Origin of the sequence: Nonomuraea sp. NBC_00507, assembly GCF_036013525.1 — a bacterium.
GTDB lineage: Bacteria > Actinomycetota > Actinomycetes > Streptosporangiales > Streptosporangiaceae > Nonomuraea.
In genome coordinates, this window is sequence record NZ_CP107853.1 from 9,659,995 (window position 1) to 9,683,830 (window position 23,836).

Below are 23,836 nucleotides of genomic sequence, written 5' to 3' on the forward strand. Positions count from 1 at the left end.
AACTTAACGCGGTAGCGTCACGGCGTCACCCGAAGAGGAGTTGAGTTCGTGCGCGAGTACAGCGTCCCGGTCCTGGTCGACGTGCCCGCCTCGGCGAGCCTGGCCGACACCGTCTTCCGACGGGCCGAGCAGGAGCCCGGCGCCGTCATCATGCGCCGCAAGAGCGACGCGGGGTGGCCGGTGGTCACCGCGTCGGAGTTCCGCGACCAGGTGGTCGCGGTGGCCAAAGGACTGATCGCGGCAGGCATCGAACACGGCGACAGGGTGGCGCTGATGTCGCGCACCCGCTACGAGTGGACGCTCGTCGACTACGCGATCTGGTCCATCGGGGCGGTCACCGTGCCGATCTACGAGACCTCGTCGGCCGATCAGGTCGGCTGGATCCTGTCCGACAGCGAGGCCAAGGCGGCCTTCGTCGAGCTGGAGGGGCACGAGGAGACCGTGCGCGCGGCGGTGCCCGGCCTGAAGGCGCTCTGGCGGATCGACGCCACACCGGAGGCCGGCGCCGTCACGGACGCCGACGTGGACGAGCGGCGCGCCCGGGTGACGGGCGGCGACCTGGCCACGATCGTCTACACCTCCGGCACCACGGGCCGGCCCAAGGGCTGCCGCATCACCCACGACAACCTGCTGTTCACCGCGCTCAACGTGCTGCGGGGGCCGCTGGAGCCGCTGTTCGCCCGCAAGGACCCGGCCGCGTTGCTGTTCCTGCCGCTGGCGCACATCTTCGCGCGGATGATCCAGGTGGTCCTGCTCGAGGCGGGCGCGGTCATCGCGCACACGCCGAACATGAAGAACGTCGCCCCGGACCTGCAGGACTTCCAGCCCACGTTCCTGCTGGGCGTGCCGCGGGTGTTCGAGAAGGTCTACAACGCGGCCGAGCAGAAGGCCATCGCGGGCGGCAAGGGCAAGATCTTCGCCCGCGCCGTGGACGTGGCGGTGGCCTGGAGCCGCGCGGAGAGCTCGGGCGGCGCGTCGCTGGGGCTGCGGCTGCAGCGGGCGGTGTTCGACAAGCTGGTCTACGCCAAGCTGCGGGCCGCCACCGGCGGGCGGCTGTCTGCCGCCGTGTCCGGCGGCTCGGCGCTGGGCGAGCGGCTCGGCCACTTCTTCAGGGGCGTCGGCATCGAGGTCTTTGAGGGCTACGGCCTGACCGAGACCTCCGCCCCGTGCTCGGTCAACATGCCGGGCGCCAACAAGATCGGCACCGTGGGCAAGCCGCTGCCCGGCGTCACGCTGCGCATCGCCGACGACGGCGAGGTCCTGGCCAGGGGCAGAAACGTCTTCGCCGGCTACTGGAAGAACGACGAGGCCACGGCCGAGGTGATCGACGACGGCGGCTGGTTCCACACGGGTGACGTGGGCGAGCTGGACGCCGACGGCTACCTGCGCATCACGGGACGCAAGAAGGAGATCCTGGTGACCGCGGCGGGCAAGAACGTCGCGCCGGGTCCGCTGGAGGACGCGCTGCGCGCCCACCCGCTGGTCTCGCAAGCCATGATCATCGGCGATGGCCGGCCGTTCGTGGCGGCCCTCGTCACGCTGGATCCCGAGGCCTTGCCCGCCGGGTCGTCGGTGTCGGAGCTGCGGGCGGACCCGAAGGTGCAGGCGGAGATCCAGGAGGCGGTGGACCGGGCGAACCAGTCGGTGTCGAAGGCCGAGCAGATCAAGAAGTTCTTGATCCTGGACCGGGACATCACCGAGGACAGCGGGCATCTGACGCCGACGCTGAAGGTCAAGCGCGGCCTCGTCATGCGCGACTTCGCCAAGGAGATCGACGAGCTCTACAGCAGCCGTTAGGGCAGGTCGGGCGGCCTCGGGAGCGGCAGCACGCCGGGGAAGCCGTCCGGGAGGGCGCCGGGACCGGGCACGGCTTCGTCCTGATAGCCGCTGGCCTGGATTCTGAACATCCGCGCGTACAACCCGTCCGCGGCCATCAGCTCGTCGTGGCAGCCCTGCTCGGCGATCTCCCCGTCCTGCAGCACCGCGATCACGTCCGCCTCGCGTACCGCGTTGAGCCGGTGCGAGATCAGCAGGCTCGTCCGGTCGGCCCGGTAGCGGCGCATCCGCTGGTGCACGTCATGCTCCGCCTCCGGGTCCAGCCCCGAGCTGGGCTCGTCCAGGATCATGAAGTCGGCGTGGTCCCGCAGGAACGCCCTGGCCAGCGCCACCCGCTGCCACTGGCCACCGGACAGCATGACGCCGGTCGACGGCTGCTTTCCCCGCTTGAGGGTGAAGATGAACATCCTGGTCAGCGCCGTGTCGTAGCCGTCGGGCAGCGCGCTGATCGCCTCGTCCACGCCGGCGTGGACGGCCGCCCGCTTGATGCGGTCGAGGTCGTCGAGCACCCTCAGGTCGCCGACCGCGATGTTGTCGCGGGCGCTGAAGTCGTACGTCATGTGGTCCTGGAACACCGCGCCGAGCCGGGCCCGCAGCTCGGCCGGATCCAGGTCGCGCAGGTCCACGCCGTCCCAGTGGATGGACCCGCGCGTCGGGTCGTACAGGCGGCACAGCAGCTTGGCGAGGGTGCTCTTGCCGGCGCCGTTGAACCCGACGACGGCGACCGCCTTGCCGTACGGGATGGTGAGCGTGACGCCCCGCAGGGTCCACGGCAGGTCGTCGGCGTAGCGGAACCACACGTCGCGCAGCTCGATGCCCTGCCGCAGCGGCGGCGTGGGGCGGGGGTCGGCGGCGACGGGCAGGTCGGGCTCGATGTGCACGACGTCGGCGTAGTGGCCGAACAGCAGCAGCTGGTGGTGCGTGGAGGCGATGCCGCGCACCAGCGACGACAGCCCACCCTGCAGCCCGGCCACGGCGGCGATGAACATCGACACGTCGCCGACCGTCAGCGTGCCGCTGCCGGCGGCGAGCACCGCCCAGACCAGGCCGCCGCCGGCGATCAGTGCGCCCAGCAGCTCGAGGCCGCTCTCGATGAGCAGGTCCCTGCGCTCCAGGGCACGGTTGGCCACGTCGGCGGTGTGGCGCTCGGCCAGCATCCGGGCGCGCATGAACGCGCCGAGCCCGAACAGCCGCACCTCCTTGGCCGCCTCGACGCTGCTGAGCAGGTGGGAGTAGAAGAACTCGCGGCGCTGCACGGGCGCGAGCTCCAGCATCAGCTTGGCCCGCCTCCTGGCCAGTGCGATCTGCGCGATCAGTGCCGGGATGCCCGCGACCATGACGACGCCGGCCATTACCGGGGAGAGCAGCACGACGGAGCCGATGAACCCGCCGATGGTGAGCACGGTGCTGCCCAGTCCGAAGGCGCCGTCGACGAAGACGGGCGCCATCATGCCGCCCTGCGAGGCCAGCCGGAGCCGGTCCAGGAACGCGGGCGTCTCGAACGGGCCGAGGCCGATGATGCGCTCCAGGGCGACGTACAGCCGGTCGAGGGCGTAGGTCGACACGCGCCTGCCCAGCTCCGTCCCGACGTAAGCGCCGAGCTGGGGCAACGCGGCGATGGCCACGCCGACGGCCACCAGTGGCACGAGGAGGGCGGCCAGCTCCGCGACCGTGGCGCCGCGGACCAGCGCGTCCAGCACCAGCTTGGTCAGCCAGGCGACCGCCACGGGCAGCGCGGCCTGGACAAAAGTGATGATCGCGTGGCACACCGCCCGGATGGGGCCGGCGTGCCAGACTAAACCCGCAGCCTCCGCGACGCTGCGGCGCGTGGAGCTCATGACCGTCAGGCTACGTCCGCGATGACGAGTTCGCCGACCTGCTCCGACAGCGCCTCCCGCGCCGAGCGGGGCAGCCCGGCGTCGGAGACGAGCACGTCGGCCTCGCCGAGCTTGGCGATGGTGCTGATGCCGACCGTTCCCCACTTGGTGTGGTCGGCGAGCACGACCAGCCGGCCGGCGGCCTCCACGAGCGCGCGGTCGGTCTCCGCCTCCATCATGTTCGGGGTGGTGAAGCCGGCCCGGACGGTCATGCCGTGCACGCCGAGGAAGAGCAGGTCCACGTTGAGCTGGCGGATCGCCGTCACGGCGACCGGTCCGACCAGGGCGTCGGAGGGGGTGCGCACGCCACCGGTGAGCACGACCGTCTGGTCGGTCCGTCCCGTGCGCTGGAAGACGTCGGCGACGCGCACCGAGTTCGTCACGATAGTGAGGGCGGGGACGGCGGCCAGGCGGTGGGCGAGCGCCCACGTGGTGGTGCCCGCCGACAGCGCGACCGCGGTGCCCGCGTCCACCAGGGCGGCGGCGTGCCGGGCGATGGCCCGTTTCTCCTCCTCCTGGCGTACGGACTTGGCGGCGAAGCCGGGCTCGTCGGTGGAGCCGACAGCGGTGGCGCCGCCGTGCACCTTGGCCAGCAGGCCGCGCTCGGCCAGCATCTCCAGGTCGCGGCGGATGGTGATGTCGGAGACGCCGAACGCCCGCACCAGCTCGATCACGCGGACGCCGCCGTGCTGCCTGACGAGCTCGACAATCGCCTGCTGTCGCTGCGGGGCGAGCATCGCACCACCAGATCCCAACAGATTCCGTCATCGTTCTCGATCGCATGATGACACGATCGTGACGCCGGGACTGTGGCTGATTCGTCATGAAACCGGGCGTTGACAGTATGAAATATGCGCTTTTCGATGAATGAAGGTGAGCGAACTCGGGGGAATCTGAAGGGTCCGGCTAGGAGGAACCCCCATGGCCCAACGACTGCCGATATCCCGCCGCAATCTGCTGCTCGGAGCCGCCGCGCTCGGCGTCCCCGCTGCCCTCGTCGGATGCGGATCCGACACCCCCTCCCCCGCCCCCGGCGGCGGTACGGCCGCAGGCAACCTCGGCACGGTCACACTCGGCTCGAACGCCTCCGACGAGATCCCGAAGAAGTCCCTCGACACCCAGGTCAAGGCCTTCACCCAGGCCACGGTCAAGATCAATACCGTGGACCACAACACGTTCCAGGAGAACATCAACCGTTACCTCAGAGGCACGCCCGACGACGTGTTCACCTGGTTCGCGGGCTACCGCATGCAGTTCTTCGCCGAGCAGGGGCTGGCCATCGACATCTCGGACGTGTGGCGGGAGATCGGCGGCGACTACACGCAGGCGTTCAAGGACCAGTCGACGGGCGTCGACGGCAAGCAGTACTTCATCCCGTCCACGTACTATCCGTGGGCGGTCTTCTACCGCAAGAGCGTCTGGCAGGAGAAGGGGTACGAGCCGCCCGCGACGCTGGACGAGTTCACCACGCTGGCCAAGAAGATGAAGGCCGACGGGATCATCCCCATCGCGTTCGCCGACAAGGACGGCTGGCCGGCGATGGGCACGTTCGACATCCTCAACATGCGCACGAACGGCTACGACTTCCACATCTCGCTCATGGGCGGCAAGGAGTCGTGGACGGACCCCCGGGTCAAGCAGGTGTTCGACACCTGGCGAGGGCTGATGGAGTATCACCAGCCCGCGGCGCTGGGGCGTACATGGCAGGAGGCCGGGCAGTCGCTGGCGCAGAAGAAGACCGGGATGTATGTGCTCGGCATGTTCGTCGCCCAGCAGTTCCCCGAGGCCGACCGCGACGACCTCGACTTCTTCACCTTCCCGGAGATCAACCCGCAGTACGGCACCGACTCGATCGACGCCCCCATCGACGGCTACATGATCTCCGCCAAGGCCAAGAACGTGGACGGCGCCAAGGCGCTGCTCAAGCACCTGGCCCAGGCCTCTTCGCAGAACATCGCCACCAAGCTGGACCCGGGCACGCTCGCGGCCAGTTCCAAGGCCGACACCTCCGGCTACAGCGCCCTGCAGAAGCGCGGCGCCGAGCTGGTGTCGAAGGCCACGCACATCGCGCAGTTCCTCGACCGCGACACGCGGCCGGACTTCGCCTCCACCGTGATGATCCCATCGCTGCAGTCGTTCGTGAGCAAGCCCAACGAGATCGACTCCCTGCTGGCGAGCATCGAGAAGCAGAAGGCCAACATCTTCCGCTGATGGCTGTCAAGACCCGTCGCTACTCCGCCCGCGACGTGACCGTTCTGGTCATCGGGCTGGGGATGGCCGTCATCGTCAACGTGGGCTTCATCTGGGGGCCCACGCTGGCCTCCGCCGGGCTGTCCGCCACCGACTGGGGCGGCATCGGGCCCATCGAGTGGATCGGCGGACAGAACTACCACGACCTGGCCGCCGAGTATCCGCCGTTCTGGTCGGCCATCCGCAACAACGTGTTGTGGCTGGCCTTCCTCGGGCTGGTCGCGACGCCGTTCGGCCTGTTCTGCGCGGTGCTGCTGGATCGGCGGCTGCGCCTGTCGCGGGTCTACCAGAGCGCGCTCTACATGCCGGTCGTGTTGTCCCTGGCCGTCGTCGGCTTCATCGCGCAGCTGGTCTACTCCTCCGACTACGGCGTGCTGAACGCGGTGACCGGGCTGAGCGTGGACTGGCTCGGCGACAGCTCGATCAACATCTGGGTCGTCGTGGTCGCGGCCGCCTGGCGGCACGTCGGCTACGTCATGATCATCTATCTGGCGGGGCTGAAGGCGGTCGATCCGGCACTGAAGGAGGCGGCGGCCATCGACGGGGCCAACGAGCGGCAGGCGTTCTTCCGTGTGGTGTTCCCGACGCTGCGGCCGATCAACGTGATCGTGCTGGTGATCACGGTGATCGAGGCACTGCGGGCGTTCGACATCGTCTACGCCATCAACAAGGGCAGGAACGGGCTCGAGCTGCTGTCCGTGCTGGTCACCGAGAACATCGTGGGCGAGGCCAGCAGGATCGGGTTCGGCTCGGCGATCGCGGTGGTGCTGCTGGTGATCTCGCTGGGGTTCATCGTCACGTACCTGTCGCAGCTGTTCAAGGGGGAGGAGCGATGACGCTCACCGCACCGGCCGCCGCTCCCCCGGCCGAGTCGCAGCGCTCGCCGTCACGGCGGCCGGTCCGGCCGTTGCGGATCCTGCTGCACGCGTTCCTGGTGCTGGTGGCGCTGGGGTGGCTGCTGCCGCTCGTCTTGGCGGTGTACGCGTCGCTGCGTCCGTACGAGGAGACCGCCCGGCTCGGCTACTTCTCGCTGCCCGAGCACCTCACGCTCGACTACTACGGACAGGCGTGGAGCCAGGCCGAGCTGCCCCGCTACTACCTCAACACGTTGATCATCGTGATCCCCGGCGTGCTGATCACGTTGTTCATGGCGTCGTTCACGGCGTTCGCGATCGCACGGCTGCGCATCCCCGGCCGCAAGACGCTGCTGATCGTGTTCACCGCTGGAAACCTGCTGCCGCCGCAGGTCCTCATCACCCCGCTCTACACCCTCTACACGCTCATCCCGCTGCCCGCGTGGCTGTCGGACTCGCAGTCGCTCTACGACTCCTACCTGGGGCTGATCCTCATCCACGTGGCCTTCCAGTTCGGCTTCTGCGTCTTCGTCATGGCCAACTTCATGCGCACGATCCCCGAGGAGATCAGCGAGGCGGCGCTGGTGGACGGGGCCGGGGTGTGGAAACGCTACTGGCGGCTGACGTTGCCGCTGTGCCGGCCGGTGCTGGCGGCGCTGTCCACGCTGCAGTTCACCTGGATGTACAACGACTTCCTGTGGGCGCTGGTGCTGATGTCGTCGGGCGACAAGCTGCCCGTCACCTCGGCGCTGAACAACCTGCGCGGCCAGTTCTTCACCGACTACAACCTGCTGGCCGCCGGGTCGATGCTGGTGGCGCTGCCGACGCTGATCGTGTTCCAGATGTTGCACAAGCAGTTCGTGGCCGGGCTCACGCTCGGCTCGACCAAAGGTTAGAGGAGGCTCTGGAAGCGGGCCGCGACGTGGTCCCACGACCAATCGCCGGCGATCCAGTCGCGGCCACCCGCGCCCATCTTGCGAGCCCTGTCCGGGTCGCTCAGCAGCTCGACGATCGCCTGCGCGATCTCCTCCGGGTCCGTGCCGTCCACCACGAGCCCGGTCTCGCCGTGCTTGACCGCGTCGGGCGCGCCGCCCGACGCGCCGGCCACCACCGGCAGGCCGGTGGCCGACGCCTCCAGGAACACGATCCCGAGCCCTTCCACGTCCACCCCGCCCCACCGGGTACGGCAGGGCATCGCGAACACGTCGGCGGCCGCGTAGTAACCGGGCAGGCTCGCGGCCGGCACCGTGCCGGTGAACCTGATCGACTCGTGCCCGGCCGCCAGCCGCTCCAGCGTGCGCCGGTAGGGTCCGCCGCCCACCAGCAGCAGGACGGCGTCAGGCACCGCCCGCAGCACCCGGGGCCAGGCCCTGATGAGCTGGTCCTGGCCCTTGCGTGGCACCAGCCGGGATACGCATGCCACGACCGGCCTGCCCTGCAGGCCCAGCTCGGCCTTGGGCGCGCCGGGGTGGAACAGGCCGGCGTCCACGCCCGGCGCGAGCCGTACGAGCTTGTCCGGCGGGATGGCCGCGACCAGCCGCCGCCGCGTGTACTCCCCCAGATACGTGACTACGTCGGCGTGCTCGCCGATCCTGCGCAGCACGGCGCGGAAGCCCGGTGCGCTCGCCCACGACGCCTCGTGGCCGTGGGTGAGCATCACCACGCGCCGCGCGCCCGCCCTGCGCACGTGCGGAGCGAGCAGGCCGAGCGGCGCCGCCGCCCCGAACACGACGGTGCCCGCCTCGTGCTCGACCACCAGCCGGGCCGCGCGGCGTGCCACGGCCGGGGTCGGCAGCATGAGCCGTGTCGGATGCCGCACCACCCGGAACGGCTGCCGCCGGTCGAACTCAGCGCAGCCCGGCCAGGCGGGTGCGTAGACGGCCACTCCCGGTGTGCGCAGCGCGAGCCCGTGCACGAACGACTGGATGCCGCCCGGCCTGGGCGGGAAGTCGTTCGTGACGATGACCACATGGGTCACGGCACCGGGATGCCGTTCAGCTTCGCCCATGCGCGGGCCATGGCGATGCGCTCGGGGCTGGTGGGATGGGAGGCATAGAGCACATATTCCACCGCATCCGGCGACAAGTCGGAAATATTGGTTACTGCCAGACGTTTCTGCATTTTTATGAATGTGGCGGGATCTCTGGTGAGGTTGAGGGCGTGGACATCGGCCCGGGCCTCGACGCGGCGGCTGATCACGTTCTCCGCGGGTCCCAGGAGCAGTGAGCCCAGGGTCATCAGGCCCAGTACCGCGCCCACGGCGCGAGGGTCGGCGATCGAGGTGACGCCGGTGCGGCGGCGTACCGGATCGAAGACCAGGAACAGCAGCACGGCGCCCAGGCCGGCGCCCAGGCCGCCGATGAGCGTGCCGGTGAGCACGTCGTTGTCCTTGGCGTGGCCCAACTCGTGCGCCACGACCAGCTCCACCTCCGGCTGCGGGGCCTTGAGCAGCGTGTCGTAGACGACGATGCGGCGCGTGGCGCCGAAGCCGGACACGTAGGCGTTGAGCGCCGTCGTCCGGCGCGAGGCGTCGGCCACCAGCACGTCCTTCACCGGCACGCCGTCGCGTTCGGCCATGGCCAGCAGGTTCGTGCGCAGCGGGCCTTGCGGCATGGACCTGAAGTCGTTGAACAGCGGCTCGAACAGCACCGGATACACGAACGACGCCACCACTGTCAGCGCGAACGCCCCGACGGCCGCCGGGATCCACCAGCGCCGCACCTTGCGGGCCAAGGCCACGAGCACAACCAGCATCAGGCAGAGGATGGCCGTCTGCACGCCCATGTTCTTGAGCCGGTCGCCGGCCCAGGACCCCCAGTCCTGGGTGGACAGGCCGAAGGCGCGCAGCAGCGTCTCGAACCACATCCCGAGCGGCCAGCGGACCAGCTCGGTGAGCGCGGTGATGACGACGACGCCCAGGATCACCCGCAGCCACCAGGGGCCCCTCAGCCAGCCCACGGCCTTCGCACCGATCGGGGTGGCCACCAGGAGGCCCGCGATGATGATCGACAGGGCCAGTGATAGGTAGCTCGGGAGGGTGGTGGCCGCGTCGAACGCCTGCGCTCTGGCGATCTGGGCGGCGGTGAAGTCGCGGGCAGGGTCGGGCGGGCCCCCGGTCAGCACCCGCCAGGGGGTCGCGAAGGCGGCCACGGCCAGGATCACCACCCCCAGCGCCACGGCCGCGACCGCCGCCTCCCGCCGCAACCGCCTCCCGTCCGCATCCGGAGCCCCGCCCTTGCCGGCACGCCGATCGCCGCCCACGGCCCGGCCGCCGTCGCCGCCGCCACCCGGGCTCCGAGCGTCGCCGACGGCGGTGGGATCGCCGGTCGAGACCTCGGTTCGGGGCTTCCTCGTCCCTGGTCCTGCGTCGTCCGTGTCGTGCCGTTCGCTCATCGGCCTCCCCCTCTTACGTGAGCTGCTCCCGGACGTACACGCGCCACCGTGCCGTCAGCGTCGCCACGGACAGCCCCAGCGAGGAGAGCGCCCGATCGACGCCGGACGCCTGGGCATCACGGTAGAACCCCACCAGGGTCTCCTCACTGAACCGGTCGGCGAGGAAGCGACACGCCAGCCACGCCTCCTGGTACGCCCGTGCGAGCCGCACGGGATCCCGGCCATCCGCCGCGAACGCCGCAGGCCCCGGCAATTCGCTCGGCACCCGCCCGGCCCGCACCTCGTCGGCCAGCTCGGCGGCGGCCGTCCGCACGGGCAGCCCCGCGTCCCGGTAGCCCACGTAGTCGGCGAACCCCTCGTAGAGCCAGACGGGCAGGTCGCCGGTGCCCGCCACGACGTGGGTGAGCTCGTGCGTGAGCACCACGTCCTTCCCCGTGGAGTTGAGCCTGGCGAAGACCTCCGGGACGACGATCACCCGGCCGCCGTCGGCCACCGCGGCCAGCCCGTCGACCCGCTCGACCCCGGCCAGCCCTGCCGCCTCGCGGGCGGACCCGGGTACGACGACGAGCGGCCGCACAGGCCTGCCGAGGACGTCCGACACCCGGCGTCCCGCCGTGTCGGCCCGCCGCGCCAGCTCGTCCAGCGTGCCGGGCGGGGTGTGGCGGCCGACGACGAGGGAACGCCCTGCGCGGGCCAGGACGACGCCGTCGCGCCACAGGTCACGTGCTTCCGGGGGAAGAAGGGGGGATTCGGGGACCGGGGCGCTGGCGGGGGCGAGGGCGAGGAGCAGGAGTCCGGCCACCACGGCTCGTCGGCTCACCTGCTCGGACACGATGTCCGATCGTAGCCGGGCCGGATCGTAGCCGGGCCCGACCGTCATCGGGCCGATCGTCGCCGGGCCCCGATGTGCCACGGCAGGCGGCCCACGTCGCGTCGTAACGGCGGCCTGCTTGTGAAGGGATCAGACACCGTCTCCCTGGAGGGCCATCAGCCCCGTACGGCGGGTGGGGGACGGTGGCTCGCCGTACAAGAAAGAGGGTGTGCATGAAGAACAAAAGCGGATGTGCATGAAGAACAAAAAAGCGGGTGTGCATGAAGAAAGGGCCCCGATGGGATCGGAGCCCTTTTCCTCACAAGCCGGGACGGACAGCGCCGACGAAAGACGCCTTGCGCCAGCTGCTCAGCTTGTCGATACGCACCCGCTCGCCTGTCCGCGGGGAGTGGAGCATCTTGCCGTTGCCGACGTAGATGCCCACGTGACCGAGCCCTCTGAAGAACATCAGGTCGCCTGGCTGGAGATTCTTCCAGGAGACCTTCTTCCTGATGCCGGCGAACTGGCTGGCCGCCACGCGGGGGATCTTCACGCCGGCCTTCTTCCAGGCGTACTGGGTCAGGCCGGAGCAGTCGAACGAACCAGGGCCCGTGGCACCGTACCGGTAAGGGTCACCGATCTGGTCCTTGGCCACGGCGACGGCCTTGCTGGCCTTCGCCTGCTGCCGGGCGATCCTGAGAGCCTTGGCCGACTTCGCGGAGCTAGCCGCCGTACTGGCCTTGGCCGTGGAGGCACCGGCTGAATCGCTGGTCGTCGCCGCCTGCGCCGTCGGGGCATGGAGGATCAGACCTCCGGCCGTCACGGTCATGGTGAGCGCTACGCCACTCAGGGCAATGCGGGACAGACGGGGGTTCTGCGGGGAGGTAGACAGGATTTCTCCTTGGGTCTTCCACGAACGCCTACCGGGTTAGCTGACGGATTCGGGCCTGGAAGTCGCCCTACGGCGCGATACGCGCCGATTCACCCCTGATCCCGGGAAGGGATCGATGGTTCCCCGGCTCCGTGCCTCCTGGCTGCACGGACTCGGCAGGTCGCCGTCCGGTGTCGTGTTCGACAAGGGGACGTACGGCGGCGACCGGCGGATCTCTATCTGGCTCACATCGGGGGACCGATGCGGATTCGCGGCGACATGGCTTGTCGCTGCGACGCCAGAAGCTACGCCGAAACGTCAAGACTCGGCAAAGCGCCAGTCAGGTTGTAAAGATCCAACAACTGGTTCTGTCAGGTCCGAAACCCCTGTTGGAACGCCAGGTTCAGTTATGGAAATGTGACCCTTCTCACAAACTGCGGCACACTGTCGTGTAAGGTCCCAATTGTCACTTTCGTCACACGCTTCGCGCCGTCATCCTGAAGCCGGTGGGCGGGAGCGTTCCCGCGGCCATACGGTCCCGTTCGATGCGCCATAGCTCGTTGAGGACGTCGGTGCCGCCGTTCGTCACCTTTCCGCCGATATATCGTGACAAGTACGGTTCTCGCCGCATGCTCGTGACCTGGAACCGTTCGGCAAGGGCGGCGAGCATGGCGTCCGCGGGGGTGTGGTCCCCATGCGCCTCGCGCCATCGCTCGAGCGGGTCACGTCCGGGACCGCCGGGCTCGCGCGTGACATCCGCCACTCCCGCGGCGGCGAGCAACGATCCGGCATCGTAGAACCAGGTGGCTGCGGCCAGGTCGGCCCAATCCCACCCGAACTCGTCCACCACCAGCAGCCCGCCCGGCCGGAGCAGTGACCGTACGCGGTCCAGCGCCGCCTGGAGCGGATGCACGTGGTGCAGCGAGAGCGACATGACGACCGCATCGAACAACGATTCACCGTCGTAGTGGCGGACGAGCGCCGGGTCGTCGGCGGCGGAGTCGGGATAGGTCACGACATCGGCCTGCACCGCCGGCACCCCGGCCGCCCGCGCCGCTCCGACCGCCTCCGGCGAGATGTCGATAGCGGTGACCGAGTGACCGCGCCGCATCAACTCGGAGGCCAGCACGCCCCGCCCGCAGCCGACGTCGAGGATCCGCTGCGGCTGCCGGGGAAGCACCTGACTCAGCCACGCGTACTGGTGGTTGTCCACCGTTTCTGTCTCCATGCGACCGAGCATGACCGCCCGCAGCCATGCACACCACTGCAGGCTCGGCATGGAACCCATAAGCTCGGTGCATGCTTGATGTGTGGTCGCTGAAGGTGCTGGTGGAGGTGGGGAGGCTGGGATCGTTCTCGGCGGCGGCCGAGGAGCTGTCGATGACGCAGCCCGCCGTGTCGCGGCAGATCGCCACGCTGGAGCGGCACACCGGCGTACGGTTGTTCGAACGGCTGCCGCGTGGCGTCCGGCCGACGGACGCGGGGCGGGCGGCACTGGAGCAGGCGGATGAGGTGCTGCGGGGGTTGAGGCTGTTCGAAACGCGGATGCGGGCCTTCGCGACGGCGGAGGCGGGGCGGGTCCGGGTGTCGGCCTTCCCGAGCGCCGCGACCAGCTACCTTCCCGACCGGTTCCGTTCGTTCGCGGCCAGGCATCCGGACGTGGAGCTCTCCCTCACGGTCCGCTCCGGCGAGCACGACCCGTGCGCCGCCGTCCTGGACGGTGAGACCGACATCGCCCTCCTGACCTCCTGGGACATGGGCGGCCCTTCGGGAACCGCGGGCATGCCCGGGGTGGCGCTGACGCCGCTGCACGAGGACGAGCTGCTGGTCGCGCTGGCGGTCAGCCATCCGCTGGCGAAGCGAAGCCGGGTGCGGCTGCGGGATCTCGCGGCGGATCCGTGGATCGACGGCACCCATCCCGACTGCCTCGGTCCCATCGCCCAGCTCGCGGCGGCTCTGGGCCGGGCGCCACGGATCAGTCACGTGTGCGACGACTGGAACGGCAGGCAGGGGTTGGTCGCCGCCGGGGTGGGGGTGATGCTCTATCCGTCGATCGCGGGCTACTCGACCGCCCGCCCGGACATCCGGCTCCTGCGCCCCTCACCGCCCCTGCCGTCGCGCACCATCCTCGCCGCCACCCTGCCCCCGACCGACCGCCCTCCGGCCGTCTCCGCCTTCCTGAGCACGCTCACCTCCCTGCCCACCGACCCGGTGCGGTAGGCGGAGAAGATCTGCGGTGGCGAGGGCGCGGTGGCCCAGCGCCTTACCGGCGACCAAACCGGTGGGCGAGCGCCTTACGGGCGGACGGCGCCGGCGAGGGTGCGGCCGTAGTCGGAGAGCTGGACGACCTTGATGACGTCACCGGTCTGTGGCGCGTGCACGATCTCCCCGTTCCCGGCATAGATGCTGACGTGCCCCAGCCCTTCGCTGAAGATGAGGTCACCGGGCTGGAGGTCGTCCAGAGACACCTTGCGGTCGGCCCCCCACGCCCACTGCTGCCACGTCGTGCGGGGAAGCGACACCCCTCCGGCCTGCCACGCCGCCTGCGTCAGCCCCGAGCAGTCGAACCCGCCGGGCCCCGTACCCCCGTAGACATACGGCTTGCCGACCTGCGCGTACGCGAACCGCAGCACCGCCGCCGCGTTCCCCGACGCCGACCCTGTGTACTTGATGCCGGCGCTGCTGGGATTTCCGGGATTGTAGGCGCCCAGCTTCTTCAGGAGCTTCTTCTGCTCGGCGATCAGCTTGAGGATCTCCGAGCGTTCCTTCTCCACCCCGTCGCGTTCGCTGTCCGCCGCTTCCAGCGCCTCCTGCGCCTTGTCACGCTCGGCCTTCAGCCCGCGGTTCTCCCGGTCGAAAGCGGCGAGCTTCTGCGCCCGCTCTTGCGACATCTGCCCCGCGACCGCCAGCCGCGACAGGAAGTCCTCGGGATTGCCCGCGCCGATCAGCCCGGGAAGGGAGATGACGTCGCCACCGAGCCGGTAGCTGTCCACGGCCATGTTGATCACCTGGGCCCGCAGGTCGGCGACCGTCTCCAGCTTGCGCTTGTAGCCGTCGTTCAGCTTGACGTAGGTGCTCTTGGCCTTCTTGTAGCGTTCCGTCGCCGTGTTGTACTGGTCGACGACCTTGTCGGCCTTGTCGTTGAGCTTCTCGAGCTTGGCCTTCGCCTGGCTGATCGTGGGCTTGGGATCAGCGACGGCGGCTCCCATGGGGGACAGCACCAGCCCGAACGCGATACCCACGGACACCGGTACCCGGCCAAACCTCACTGTGTCGCCTCCCAGGGATAACATCTGGGGCGAAATAGTACAGAAGTGGCGGCTGGGGTTGTCCCCAAATCGTCAATTCGTAACCTAGGCCCGGCCGAGCCGACGCAGCAGCAAGGCAGACGGAACGGGTCTGGCTCCCATCCGCCTGACGGACTCGGCCACCTCGCGGTCCGACGACACCACGGCCATGGCCCGGCCGGGCGGCTCCGCGCGTACGAGCTGGCGGATCAGGTCGTCCGCGGTCTCCCCCGGCGCGCTGAACAGCACCCGCACCCCGCGCGGCGCGACCACCTGGACGGGGGCGTTGAGCTCGGCGCCGTCGAACACCACGGTCACCTCGACCCTGGTCTGCGCGACCAGCCCGCCGAGCCCGGTCATCAGCCGGTTGCGCTGGTCGGCGAGCGTGAGCGTGCCGTAGCCGGTCTTCGTGACGTTGTATCCGTCGATGACCAGGTGCACCTGCGGCACCGCCAGCAGCTGGTCGAGCAGCTGCGGGTCGTCGTCGGCGAGGGCGCGCGCGGGCACCGCGCGCACGCCGGGCCGCTCGCCCGTGACGGCGGCGACCGAGTCCGCGGGCCGGCTGATCGTCGTGGGCAGGGCGAGCTCCCGACGCAGCCCGGCCGAGGCGTCCTGCAGCGCGTCGAGCAGCACCCTGATGCGGGCGTCCTCGATGCTCCTGCCCTCGCGGGCGGCCCGGCGCGAGGCCTCGAGCTGCTTCTCGACGTCGGCCAGCCGCTCACGCAACCGCCGCAGCTCGGACTCGCCGGCGCTGCCCGCGACCACGGCGGCCGACCTGGCGTCCTCGGCCGCGCGCTCCATCTCCTCGGCCCGCGCGACCGCGGCCTTGGCGCGCTCGCGGGCGTCGTGGAGTTTGCGCCGCAGGTCGGAATTCTCGGCGCGGGCGAGCTTGACCTGCTCGCGCAGCCGATCGGCCTCCTCCTTGGCGGCGCTCTTCTGCGCGGCGAGCTGCTCACGCAGCCGCGAGACCACCTCTTCGCGCTCCGACCCCTCGGCCGCGGCGGCCGACTGCTCCAGGTCGGTGCGGGCGAGCTCGATCATCTCCTCCCAGCCGGGCGGCCGGATGAGGTAAGCCGCCGCGGCCACGAGCACGGGATCGGCGGCCGGCGGCACCTGGCCCTCGGCCAGGGAGGCCACCAGCTCGGGCCACCCGGCGGCCACCGACTCGGCGACCAGCTCGCGGAACTTCTTGTCGTTCTCCAGCTGCGCGGCGATGGGCGCGCTGCCGAGTTTGGCCCGCTTGCGCGGGTCGAATTTGGCGATGCCGCGCAACGGCGGTGGAATGGAGGCACCGGGCATCGTCCCGAGGACTTGAGCCGCCAGGTCGACGACATTGAGCCGCACCTGCTCGGGAAGCGGGCGAGACAGGCCTTCACCCGCTGAACTCATCCCACTTGTCCCTTCGTGACATGCCCTTTCAGACAAGGGTACGGCTGCCGCGTACCTGACCGTAACGGCCACCTGCGTATGGACGAGCGCTTGGTTGGGGGTGTACGACTGTGCCGGGGCGCCTGTTGAGCCGGGAGGCCGGTCATGACCGAGCAGATGCGTACGTCCACCCGCGACCTGGAACAACTGCATGATCAGCTGACCGCCTGGCTCCGCGGCAGGGTCGGCAGGGACGCCTCGGTGTCCGGACTGTCCAGACCGACGAGTAACGGCATGTCCAGCGAGACCCTGTTCTTCACCGCCACCTGGGATGAGCAGCGAACGCGCTGCGTAGCACGGCTCGCACCGGCGGGAGAAGCCGTTCCGGTCTTTCCTTCGTACGATGTGCGGGCGCAGTTCGACGTGATGCGCCTGGCCAGGGAAATAGCTGGAATTCCAGCGCCCAGGGTCCTCTGGCTCGAGCCGGATCCCGGTCCACTCGGCACGCCGTTCTTCGTCATGGAATGCGCTGAGGGCGAGGTGCCGCCGGACGTGATGCCGTACACGTTCGGCGGGTGGCTGTGCGACGCCGCTCCCGAGGACCAGCGCAGGTTGCAGGACGCCAGCGTCGGGATCGTGGCGGCGCTGCACCAGGCGCCGTTCACGCCACGGGAGCTGTCCGTGATCGGGACCGGCGGGCTGCGGGCGCACGTCGAGGCGCAGCAGGCGTACTACGAGTGGGCGCACGGCAAGCGGCGCATCCCCCTGCTGGAGCGGGCCTTCGGCTGGCTGGAGTCGCACTGGCCGGAGGATCCCGGGCCCGATGTGCTGTGCTGGGGCGACGCCAGGATCGGCAACCTGATGTTCCAGGACTTCACCCCGGTCGCGGTCCTCGACTGGGAGATGGCCGCCGTGGGGCCGCGCGAGCTGGATCTCTCCTGGATGATCTTCCTGCACCGGTTCTTCCAGGATCTCACCGTCGCCGCGGACTTCCCCGGCATGCCTGGATTCATGCGGCGTGACGACGTATGCCAGAAATATCGGGAGCTGACCGGCTACCAGCCCCGCGACATGGACTTCTACGAGATGTACGCCGCCCTCCGGCACGGGATCATCATGGCCCGGGTGTGGCGCAGGATCCATTTCGGCGAGCAGCCCGATCCGGCCGACCCCGACGACCTGGTCCTGCACCGGGCCACGATCGAGCAGCTGCTCAGTCGTTAGCGTCGTAGACCAGCAGCGCCACCTGGACCCGGTTGTTGAGGTCCAGCTTGGTCAGGATCCGCGAGACGTGCGCCTTGACCGTGGGCACGCTCATGTAGAGCTCGCGCGCGATCTCGGCGTTGGACCTGCCCCGGCCCACGGCCAGCGCCACCTCGCGCTCGCGCTCGCTGAGCCGGCCGAGCAGCTTCCTGGCCCGGTCCGTACGCTGCTCCGCGCCGCCGTCCGACACGTGCGTGATCAGCTGCCGGGTCACCGCCGGCGACAGGATCGGCTCCCCGGCGGCCACCTTCCTGATCGCCTGGACGAGGTCGCCGGGCGCGATGTCCTTCAGCAGGAACCCGGCCGCCCCCGCCCGCAACGCCCGCAGCACCTGCGCATCGGCGTGGAACGTGGTCAGCACCACCACCTCGGGCGGCGACGACGTGCCCCGCAGCGCCTCGGTGGCGGTGAGACCGTCGACGCCCGGCATGCGGATGTCCATCAGCACCACATCGGGCCGGTGCTCGGCCACCAGCGGCGGCACCTCGGAACCGTCGCCGGCCTCGGCCACGATCTCGATGTCGGCCACGCCGCCCAGGATCATCGACAGCCCCGCCCGCACCATGGCGTCGTCGTCGACGATCAACAGCCGGATCGGCCCCGTCATGCGTCCTCCAAGGTCGTCTCCACCGGCCACGGCAGCCAGGCGCGTACCACGAACTCCCCCTCGGGCGTCGGGCCGTGCTCCAGTGTGCCGCCGGCGAGCTCCGCCCGCTCCGTCAGCCCGATGAGTCCCGCCCCCGCCCCGGGCAGACGCAGGGGGCGGCGGGACCACAGCGGGTTGCGTACCTCCGCCGACAGCCCCTTGCCGCGCATGCCCGCCACGGTCACGGTCACCGGCGCGCCGCCCGCGTGCTTGCGCGCGTTGGTGAGCGCCTCCTGGACGATGCGGTAGACGTTGCGGCCCAGCCCTTCCGGCACGTCGTCCGCCCGCAGGTCGAGCCGCACGTCCATGCCCGCCTGCCGGCACTCCTCGACCAGCGTCGGCAGGTCGGCCAGCGTGGGCTGCGGCCGGTCGGGCACGGTGTCGTCCCCCGTGTCGTCCGCGCCCGGCCGCGCGTGCCGCAGCACGCCGATCACCTCACGCAGATCCTGCAGCGCCAGGTGGGCGTTGGTCCTGATGGCCCCGGCCGCCTTGGCGATCTCGCCGGCGGGCGCGTCGGGCCGGAACTCCAGCGCGCCGGCATGCAGGCTGAGCATCGAGATGCGGTGCGCGAGCACATCGTGCATCTCCCTGGCGATCCGCTCGCGTTCGAGCCGCTTGGCCTCCTCGGCGGCGATGTCGGCACGCTGCCTGAGCGACCAGATGAGCTGCCGCCTGGCCCTGATCACGATGCCCCACGCGTACACGGTCAGCACGAGGGCCGCGCCGATCAGGCCCCATGTCAGCGGGTCGATGTCCTCCTGTGGCCGGAGGGCGACGTACGGCACCAGGGTGATGAGGGCCAGCAGCGTGATCGGCCCGGAGATCTTGAACGGCCGGTGCACCGCCACGGTGAACAACGCCACGATGGACGCGCCGCCGACGAGCTCCAGATAGGACGACAGCACCCCGGTCACCAGCGCGAGCGCGACCGGCCAGCGGCGCCGCAGCCAGACCGCGACGCACGCCAGGGCCCCCGTCACCTGCTCGATCGCGATGACCGGCTCCGGCTGCTTCTCGATCTCCGGCAGCCCCAAGAGCGTGATGCCGCAGGCAATCAGGAACATCGTGATGTCGACGATCCAGTCGCGCAGCGAGCGCCGCACCCGGCGGCCCTCGCGGCCGTCGCCGAGCAACACCGACGGGAGCACCCACCGGTATTCGGGGACGAGCTCGTCCCGCCCTCGCGCTCGCGTCACAGGCACCGAGATTAGGCCCTTCCACCGGCTTGGCGACACCGACCAAAGTCGCAGCCGGGCGAGACCTCCGGCCGACGCGGGAGGAGCCGGCCGGGCAGGACGCTGGTGCGTATGGAAGCGGTATTGAAGGTGTTCGGCTGGCTGCTGCTCCTGCAAGGAGTGGCCGGCCTGGTGAACGCCGTGCTCGGATGGTGGCGGTGGGCCGAGAGCCTGATCGTGGTCAACCACGTGGCGTTCCTCGACGGGTACGAGGTGTTCGCGGGCGTCGTGATCGGCGTGCTCGGCTTCGTGTTGCTGGCGGTCGCCGACTCGGCGAAAAAGGCGGAGGCGGGCGAATGAGCACGACGTCGCTGCGGCCGCCGCGCCACCAGGCCGATCCGCGGGCGATCCCGTGGTGGACCGTGCAGTGGCTGATCCTCATGGTGCCGGTCGCCGCCGGGGCGGTGGTGTCGTACTGGGTGTTCACCGACCGGCCGGTCTGGCTGGGGACGGTGGTCGCGGCGTTCGCCGTGGGCTGCCTGGTGCTCGCGGTGGTGGCGCCGCGGGCCTCCTACCGGGTGGAGCGGTGGGAGGTCACCGACGAGGCGGTCTACACGCGCAAGGGCTGGCTGACGCACACCTGGAAAGTGGCGCCGATGTCACGGATCCAGCGGATCGACACCGCGCGGGGGCCGGTGCAGCGATGGTTCGGGCTGGCGGACGTCACGGTCACCACGGCGTCGTCGGCGGGCGCCGTCAAGATCGAGGCTCTGGACCACGCGCTGGCCGCCGACCTGGCCGAACGCCTGACCGCCATCACTCAGGCCACCCCCGGTGACGCCACATGAGTGAGATCTCCGTACGGCGCGAGCAGGATGCGAGCCGGAGCCAGGACTGGCAGCGACTGGCGCGCCGCAGCCTGGGGGCGTCGGCGGTCAAGTCATCGGTGTTCGTGGTGCCCGCCGTGCTGGGGCTCGTCCGGTTCCTCACCACTCGGGATTGGCCGGTCGCCGGCGTCGTGGCGGTGTGTGCGGGGGCCGCGGTGCTGATCGTCGCCGGAGTGCTGGCGTACGACCTGATCAGGTTGCGCACGACCCGCTGGCGCCTGACCGGCGACCGGCTCGAGCTGCGCTCGGGCATCGCCGTGCGGCAGCGCCGCTCGATCCCGCGCGATCGGGTGCGGAGCGTGGACCTGCGGGCCGATCCGGTGCTGCGAGCGTTCGGGCTGACCGTGGTCAAGGTGGGCACGGGCGAGCGCTCGGCCGGGGACGACGAGCTCCGCCTGGATCCGCTGACCAGGCACGACGCCGAGACGTTGCGCCGTGCGCTGCTGCCCGGCGCCGTCGCGGGGCCGCAGGCGGACGCGCCTCTGGCGGAGCTCAAGTGGTCGTGGATCACCTACGCGCCGCTGTCGGTGTGGACGTTCACGGGCGCGGCGGTCGTGCTGGGCCTGGCCTACAAAGGGCTCGACACGATCGGCGTCAAGGTGCTCACCACAGAGGTCGCCGCGGGCCTGTGGAGCTGGGTGACCGCGCGGCCGCTGGTGACCGTCCCCCTGCTGGTCGTGGCGAACGCCGCCGTTGGGGTGCTGGGGGCCGTGCTGCTGTTCGCCGAGTCGTGGGGGCGTTACCGGCTGGAACGTGAGCCGGGGCGGCTCCGGCTACGCCGCGGCCTGCTGACCGCCCGGTCGCTCACGATGGAGGAGCGTCGCCTGCGGGGTGTGGAGATCAGCGAGCCGCTGCTGCTCCGGCTGGGCGGCGGGGCGCGCGTCAAGGCCATCGCCACCGGGCTCGGCAAGGCCGGCGAGAACGAGACCGAGGACGTCGCCGCCCTGACCCCGCCACTCCCCCGCGCCGTCGCCGGCCACCTCGCCGCCGAGATCGCGCGTACGAACCTCCCCGCCCCGGCGGGGCTCGCGGCACATCCCCGGGCGGCCAGGCGCAGGCGGATCAGGCGGGCTCTGGTGACCGTGCTCGTTCTGGCGGCGGTCGCGGCCGCCGTGTCGTCGCTGGTGCCGTGGGCGTGGGTGCGGGCCTGGGTCTGGGCGGCGCCCGCCGTGGCTCTGCCGCTCGGGTTATGGCTGGCCGCGGAGAGCGCCAGGAGCCTCGGGCATGCGCTCGCCGGACGTCATCTGATCACGCGGACCGGCGCCGTGGTCCGGCGTACGGTGGCGCTCGACCGCGCCGGCATCTCCGGCTGGACCATCACCGAGTCGCTCTTCCAGAGGCGCCACGGCCTGTTGACGGTGTCGGCCACCACCGCCGCGGGCGACGGGCGCTACGACGTCGTGGACGTCGGTCGCGGCGACGGTCTGGACCTGGCCTCGTGCGCGGTGCCGGGCCTGCTGGAGCCCTTCCTGGACCGCTCAGCACGCAACACGTGACGGAAAAGAAGCGAGCCGCGTGATCCCTTTGGTTTGCCCATGCCCCTGTACTGGACAAACGCGGATCGCGCGGCTCAAGTGCTTGCAGACATAACGGTATTTGTCTCACTTGCAACCCGGTTGCAGCCTCATTAACCGCTGATGCGGAGCACTGGTCAGGAGGACGATCCGCGAGGGGCGCCGCCCCCGCCTAGCTGCCGGCCGGCTGCTTGTCCAGCTCCGCCATGTACGCCCTGGCCAGGGTGAGCGCGCCGCCCAGCGCGTCCTTCTCGGTCATGAGCTTGACCGTGGGCGAGTTCGTCGCCTCACCCTCGGGCCGCTGGTGCCCCGAGTAGTCGACCCGCACGACGACGGCGCCCTTGCGCATCAGCACCGTCCCGGAAGAGGCCGAGACCTCGCCCCGCCCCCTGGTCTGGACGAACTGCCGGTAGGCCTGCTCTCCCAGCCCTTCGACGTCGGTGACCTTGCTCCAGGTGATGCCACCCATCGAACTCTCCGCCATATGGCGGTCGCCGCCGCGCTGGCTGGCGTAGTAGCCCTTGGCCGAGGCCTCGTCGACGCCGCCCGCCCGGTTGGTGAACCGGTGCACGGTGATCAGCGCGCTGCGGATCTTGATGATCCCCTCGCCGCCGGACAGGTTCTTGTTGAGCCAGCGGCACTCGGTCTGGTTGTCGGCCCCGATCGTGGTGCCGCGGGCCCGCGTTTCCGGATCGGGCACCAGCCGGGTGGCCACCTCCGTCAAGGCGCCGCAGTCGGCGGGGAACGAGGGCAGGACGGACGGCGAGGGCGTCGGCGGAGCGCTCGTCGCGCTCGGGGTCTGCGACGGCTCCGGCTGGGCCAGCACGTCGGGGTTCTTCGCCTGCCAGGCGGCCGTGCCCTTGGCGAAGTGCGCGATCAGGCCGCTCACCTCGCGGATCGCGTTTTCCTCGGTGATCGCCTGCACGGTGTCGTTGGACAGCATCTGCGCGTCCTTGCGCTGCTGACTCGCCTGGTATCGGAGCTCGATCGTCATGTCACCGACCCGGGCGTGCGCCTTGCCGAAGGCGTACCAGCTCAGCTTCTTGTCCCGGGTCCAGGTGTATTGGGCGAATGCGCCCTCGCCCACGCCCGGGATGTCCTTGACCGGGGAGTTGTACATCCTCTCGCCGGGGTCCAGGGTCGGCTTGGCGGTTTCGGCGTATTTGCCGCCGCCGTAGTCGATCTCGTAGGAGTTTTGGGCGAGCGACCTGCCGGTCCTGGCGCCCTCGCCCTTCCACTGATCGATCTTGACGTCGATCTCGCGCTCGCGCCGGAACTCCCCGAACGAAATGTTTCGGTTCACCCAGTTGCAGGAGAACGTCACCGTGGTGTCGGACTCTCTGGAGGACTTGGTCACGGTCGCCTCAGGCACGAGCCGGTCGACCTCCTCTTTGGGCAGCATGGCGCACACGTCCGGCCCCTTCGCTCCGCCCGCCGGGGACTGGGACGACGCCGGCTGCCCGGTCTTGGCGGGAAACCACGAGCCGTAGACCTTGCCGTACACCAGATAGGCGCCCACACCGCCGGCCGCGACCAACACCACCAGCGCGGCGGCCAGCGTGGGCAGCAGCCAGGCCGGCCGACGCCGCGTCGGCGGCGGAGGCGGGAACGACGGCGGCAGGTATGGCGCACTCGGCATGGTCGGAGGCGGTCCCTGCGGCTCGAACGGCCTTCCCGGCACCTGGTAGGGGGTGGTCGGCGGCTGGTGCTCGCTACCGGGATTCACGAAGACTCCTGGGGTTGCCCTGACTTGCGGGAGAACATGCTAGTCACGCACCTTGCAAGGTGCTTGCGGCTCACGATC

21 protein-coding genes and 1 riboswitch are annotated in these 23,836 nt (G+C 70.3%); of the genes, 9 read left to right on the top strand and 12 right to left on the bottom strand.

Annotation, left to right across the window (positions count from 1 at the left end):
- The first annotated feature begins 48 nt into the window (after positions 1–48).
- The gene (locus tag OHA25_RS46555; RefSeq protein WP_327583263.1) at positions 49–1,797 is read left to right on the top strand and encodes an AMP-dependent synthetase/ligase; all 1,749 of its coding nucleotides are present in this window, start codon (positions 49–51) and stop codon (positions 1,795–1,797) included.
- On the opposite strand, the gene OHA25_RS46560 is transcribed toward OHA25_RS46555, so the two are convergent.
- The gene (locus tag OHA25_RS46560) at positions 1,794–3,674 is read right to left on the bottom strand and encodes an ABC transporter ATP-binding protein (protein ID WP_327583264.1); all 1,881 of its coding nucleotides are present in this window, start codon (positions 3,672–3,674) and stop codon (positions 1,794–1,796) included. The two genes, OHA25_RS46555 and OHA25_RS46560, sit on opposite strands and share 4 nt — an antisense overlap.
- Before the next feature lie 5 nt (positions 3,675–3,679).
- Positions 3,680–4,450, bottom strand: a complete 771-nt coding sequence (locus OHA25_RS46565) for a DeoR/GlpR family DNA-binding transcription regulator (RefSeq protein WP_327583265.1) — start codon at positions 4,448–4,450, stop codon at positions 3,680–3,682.
- A gap of 184 nt (positions 4,451–4,634) precedes the next feature.
- Here OHA25_RS46565 and OHA25_RS46570 point away from each other — a divergent pair, with 184 nt between their 5' ends.
- From OHA25_RS46570 to OHA25_RS46580, 3 genes are read left to right on the top strand one after another with little or no spacing between them, the layout of a single operon-like run.
- Entirely contained in the window at positions 4,635–5,924 is a 1,290-nt protein-coding gene (locus OHA25_RS46570) for an ABC transporter substrate-binding protein (protein WP_327583266.1), read from the top strand.
- Entirely contained in the window at positions 5,924–6,799 is an 876-nt protein-coding gene (locus OHA25_RS46575) for a carbohydrate ABC transporter permease (protein WP_327583267.1), read from the top strand. The genes OHA25_RS46570 and OHA25_RS46575 overlap by 1 nt, the downstream gene beginning before the upstream one ends.
- Positions 6,796–7,713 (top strand): carbohydrate ABC transporter permease, encoded by a 918-nt coding sequence (locus OHA25_RS46580; RefSeq protein WP_327583268.1) that lies wholly within the window; start codon positions 6,796–6,798, stop codon positions 7,711–7,713. Before OHA25_RS46575 ends, OHA25_RS46580 begins: the two co-directional genes overlap by 4 nt.
- On the opposite strand, the gene OHA25_RS46585 is transcribed toward OHA25_RS46580, so the two are convergent.
- The 5 genes from OHA25_RS46585 to OHA25_RS46605 all read right to left on the bottom strand — a co-directional run bounded on the left by OHA25_RS46585 (position 7,710) and on the right by OHA25_RS46605 (position 13,120).
- On the bottom strand, positions 7,710–8,795 hold the full coding sequence (locus OHA25_RS46585; protein WP_327583269.1) for a glycosyltransferase family 4 protein: 1,086 nt from the start codon (positions 8,793–8,795) through the stop codon (positions 7,710–7,712). The genes OHA25_RS46580 and OHA25_RS46585 overlap by 4 nt on opposite strands.
- Positions 8,792–10,210, bottom strand: a complete 1,419-nt coding sequence (locus tag OHA25_RS46590; RefSeq protein WP_327583270.1) for a M48 family metallopeptidase — start codon at positions 10,208–10,210, stop codon at positions 8,792–8,794. The genes OHA25_RS46585 and OHA25_RS46590 overlap by 4 nt, the downstream gene beginning before the upstream one ends.
- Positions 10,211–10,223: 13 nt before the next feature.
- Complete coding sequence (locus tag OHA25_RS46595; protein WP_327583271.1) at positions 10,224–11,090, bottom strand: hypothetical protein; 867 nt, start codon at positions 11,088–11,090, stop codon at positions 10,224–10,226.
- Between the two features lie 250 nt (positions 11,091–11,340).
- On the bottom strand, positions 11,341–11,850 hold the full coding sequence (locus OHA25_RS46600) for a C40 family peptidase (protein ID WP_327583272.1): 510 nt from the start codon (positions 11,848–11,850) through the stop codon (positions 11,341–11,343).
- A 73-nt stretch (positions 11,851–11,923) separates the two neighbouring features.
- Positions 11,924–12,081: riboswitch (cyclic di-AMP (ydaO/yuaA leader) on the bottom strand.
- A gap of 286 nt (positions 12,082–12,367) precedes the next feature.
- The gene (locus OHA25_RS46605; RefSeq protein WP_327583273.1) at positions 12,368–13,120 is read right to left on the bottom strand and encodes a methyltransferase domain-containing protein; all 753 of its coding nucleotides are present in this window, start codon (positions 13,118–13,120) and stop codon (positions 12,368–12,370) included.
- 71 nt (positions 13,121–13,191) lie between these two features.
- Here OHA25_RS46605 and OHA25_RS46610 point away from each other — a divergent pair, with 71 nt between their 5' ends.
- Positions 13,192–14,112 carry a LysR family transcriptional regulator gene (locus tag OHA25_RS46610; RefSeq protein WP_327583274.1) on the top strand — a complete coding sequence of 307 codons (921 nt, stop codon included), beginning with the start codon at positions 13,192–13,194 and terminating at the stop codon, positions 14,110–14,112.
- A 74-nt stretch (positions 14,113–14,186) separates the two neighbouring features.
- Here the strand turns inward: OHA25_RS46610 and OHA25_RS46615 are convergent, their stop codons facing one another.
- Both OHA25_RS46615 and OHA25_RS46620 read right to left on the bottom strand, forming a co-directional pair.
- Entirely contained in the window at positions 14,187–15,134 is a 948-nt protein-coding gene (locus OHA25_RS46615) for a C40 family peptidase (RefSeq protein WP_327583275.1), read from the bottom strand.
- Positions 15,135–15,245: 111 nt separating this feature from the next.
- Positions 15,246–16,568, bottom strand: coding sequence for an NYN domain-containing protein (locus tag OHA25_RS46620; RefSeq protein ID WP_327583276.1), 1,323 nt, complete (start codon positions 16,566–16,568; stop codon positions 15,246–15,248).
- Positions 16,569–16,712: 144 nt separating this feature from the next.
- Here OHA25_RS46620 and OHA25_RS46625 point away from each other — a divergent pair, with 144 nt between their 5' ends.
- A complete protein-coding gene (locus tag OHA25_RS46625) occupies positions 16,713–17,771 on the top strand; it encodes a phosphotransferase family protein (protein WP_327583277.1) in 1,059 nt (352 codons plus the stop codon).
- Here the strand turns inward: OHA25_RS46625 and OHA25_RS46630 are convergent.
- Both OHA25_RS46630 and OHA25_RS46635 read right to left on the bottom strand, forming a co-directional pair.
- On the bottom strand, positions 17,761–18,417 hold the full coding sequence (locus OHA25_RS46630; RefSeq protein WP_327583278.1) for a response regulator transcription factor: 657 nt from the start codon (positions 18,415–18,417) through the stop codon (positions 17,761–17,763). The two genes, OHA25_RS46625 and OHA25_RS46630, sit on opposite strands and share 11 nt — an antisense overlap.
- The gene (locus OHA25_RS46635) at positions 18,414–19,652 is read right to left on the bottom strand and encodes a sensor histidine kinase (RefSeq protein ID WP_327583279.1); all 1,239 of its coding nucleotides are present in this window, start codon (positions 19,650–19,652) and stop codon (positions 18,414–18,416) included. The genes OHA25_RS46630 and OHA25_RS46635 overlap by 4 nt, the downstream gene beginning before the upstream one ends.
- A gap of 111 nt (positions 19,653–19,763) precedes the next feature.
- On the opposite strand from OHA25_RS46635, the gene OHA25_RS46640 reads away from it, so the two are divergent.
- Genes OHA25_RS46640 through OHA25_RS46650 form a run of 3 tightly spaced genes read left to right on the top strand, consistent with a single transcriptional unit; the run spans position 19,764 to position 22,014 of the window.
- Positions 19,764–19,991, top strand: coding sequence for a hypothetical protein (locus tag OHA25_RS46640; RefSeq protein WP_305919891.1), 228 nt, complete (start codon positions 19,764–19,766; stop codon positions 19,989–19,991).
- Positions 19,988–20,479, top strand: coding sequence for a PH domain-containing protein (locus OHA25_RS46645; RefSeq protein ID WP_327583280.1), 492 nt, complete (start codon positions 19,988–19,990; stop codon positions 20,477–20,479). Before OHA25_RS46640 ends, OHA25_RS46645 begins: the two co-directional genes overlap by 4 nt.
- On the top strand, positions 20,476–22,014 hold the full coding sequence (locus tag OHA25_RS46650; RefSeq protein WP_327583281.1) for a PH domain-containing protein: 1,539 nt from the start codon (positions 20,476–20,478) through the stop codon (positions 22,012–22,014). Before OHA25_RS46645 ends, OHA25_RS46650 begins: the two co-directional genes overlap by 4 nt.
- A 190-nt stretch (positions 22,015–22,204) precedes the next feature.
- On the opposite strand, the gene OHA25_RS46655 is transcribed toward OHA25_RS46650, so the two are convergent.
- Complete coding sequence (locus OHA25_RS46655; protein ID WP_327583282.1) at positions 22,205–23,758, bottom strand: hypothetical protein; 1,554 nt, start codon at positions 23,756–23,758, stop codon at positions 22,205–22,207.
- Between the last annotated feature and the right edge of the window lie 78 nt (positions 23,759–23,836).

Bases quoted from the DNA above. Each gene is read 5' to 3' on its own strand.
- OHA25_RS46560 (WP_327583264.1), bottom strand. From the start codon at position 3,674: ATGAGCTCCACGCGCCGCAGCGTCGCGGAGGCTGCGGGTTTAGTCTGG.
- OHA25_RS46565 (WP_327583265.1), bottom strand. From the start codon at position 4,450: ATGCTCGCCCCGCAGCGACAGCAGGCGATTGTCGAGCTCGTCAGGCAG.
- OHA25_RS46570 (WP_327583266.1), top strand. From the start codon at position 4,635: ATGGCCCAACGACTGCCGATATCCCGCCGCAATCTGCTGCTCGGAGCC.
- OHA25_RS46575 (WP_327583267.1), top strand. From the start codon at position 5,924: ATGGCTGTCAAGACCCGTCGCTACTCCGCCCGCGACGTGACCGTTCTG.
- OHA25_RS46580 (WP_327583268.1), top strand. From the start codon at position 6,796: ATGACGCTCACCGCACCGGCCGCCGCTCCCCCGGCCGAGTCGCAGCGC.
- OHA25_RS46590 (WP_327583270.1), bottom strand. From the start codon at position 10,210: ATGAGCGAACGGCACGACACGGACGACGCAGGACCAGGGACGAGGAAG.
- OHA25_RS46595 (WP_327583271.1), bottom strand. From the start codon at position 11,090: ATGACGGTCGGGCCCGGCTACGATCCGGCCCGGCTACGATCGGACATC.
- OHA25_RS46600 (WP_327583272.1), bottom strand. From the start codon at position 11,850: ATGACCGTGACGGCCGGAGGTCTGATCCTCCATGCCCCGACGGCGCAG.
- OHA25_RS46605 (WP_327583273.1), bottom strand. From the start codon at position 13,120: ATGGAGACAGAAACGGTGGACAACCACCAGTACGCGTGGCTGAGTCAG.
- OHA25_RS46610 (WP_327583274.1), top strand. From the start codon at position 13,192: ATGCTTGATGTGTGGTCGCTGAAGGTGCTGGTGGAGGTGGGGAGGCTG.
- OHA25_RS46620 (WP_327583276.1), bottom strand. From the start codon at position 16,568: ATGAGTTCAGCGGGTGAAGGCCTGTCTCGCCCGCTTCCCGAGCAGGTG.
- OHA25_RS46625 (WP_327583277.1), top strand. From the start codon at position 16,713: ATGACCGAGCAGATGCGTACGTCCACCCGCGACCTGGAACAACTGCAT.
- OHA25_RS46630 (WP_327583278.1), bottom strand. From the start codon at position 18,417: ATGACGGGGCCGATCCGGCTGTTGATCGTCGACGACGACGCCATGGTG.
- OHA25_RS46640 (WP_305919891.1), top strand. From the start codon at position 19,764: ATGGAAGCGGTATTGAAGGTGTTCGGCTGGCTGCTGCTCCTGCAAGGA.
- OHA25_RS46645 (WP_327583280.1), top strand. From the start codon at position 19,988: ATGAGCACGACGTCGCTGCGGCCGCCGCGCCACCAGGCCGATCCGCGG.
- OHA25_RS46650 (WP_327583281.1), top strand. From the start codon at position 20,476: ATGAGTGAGATCTCCGTACGGCGCGAGCAGGATGCGAGCCGGAGCCAG.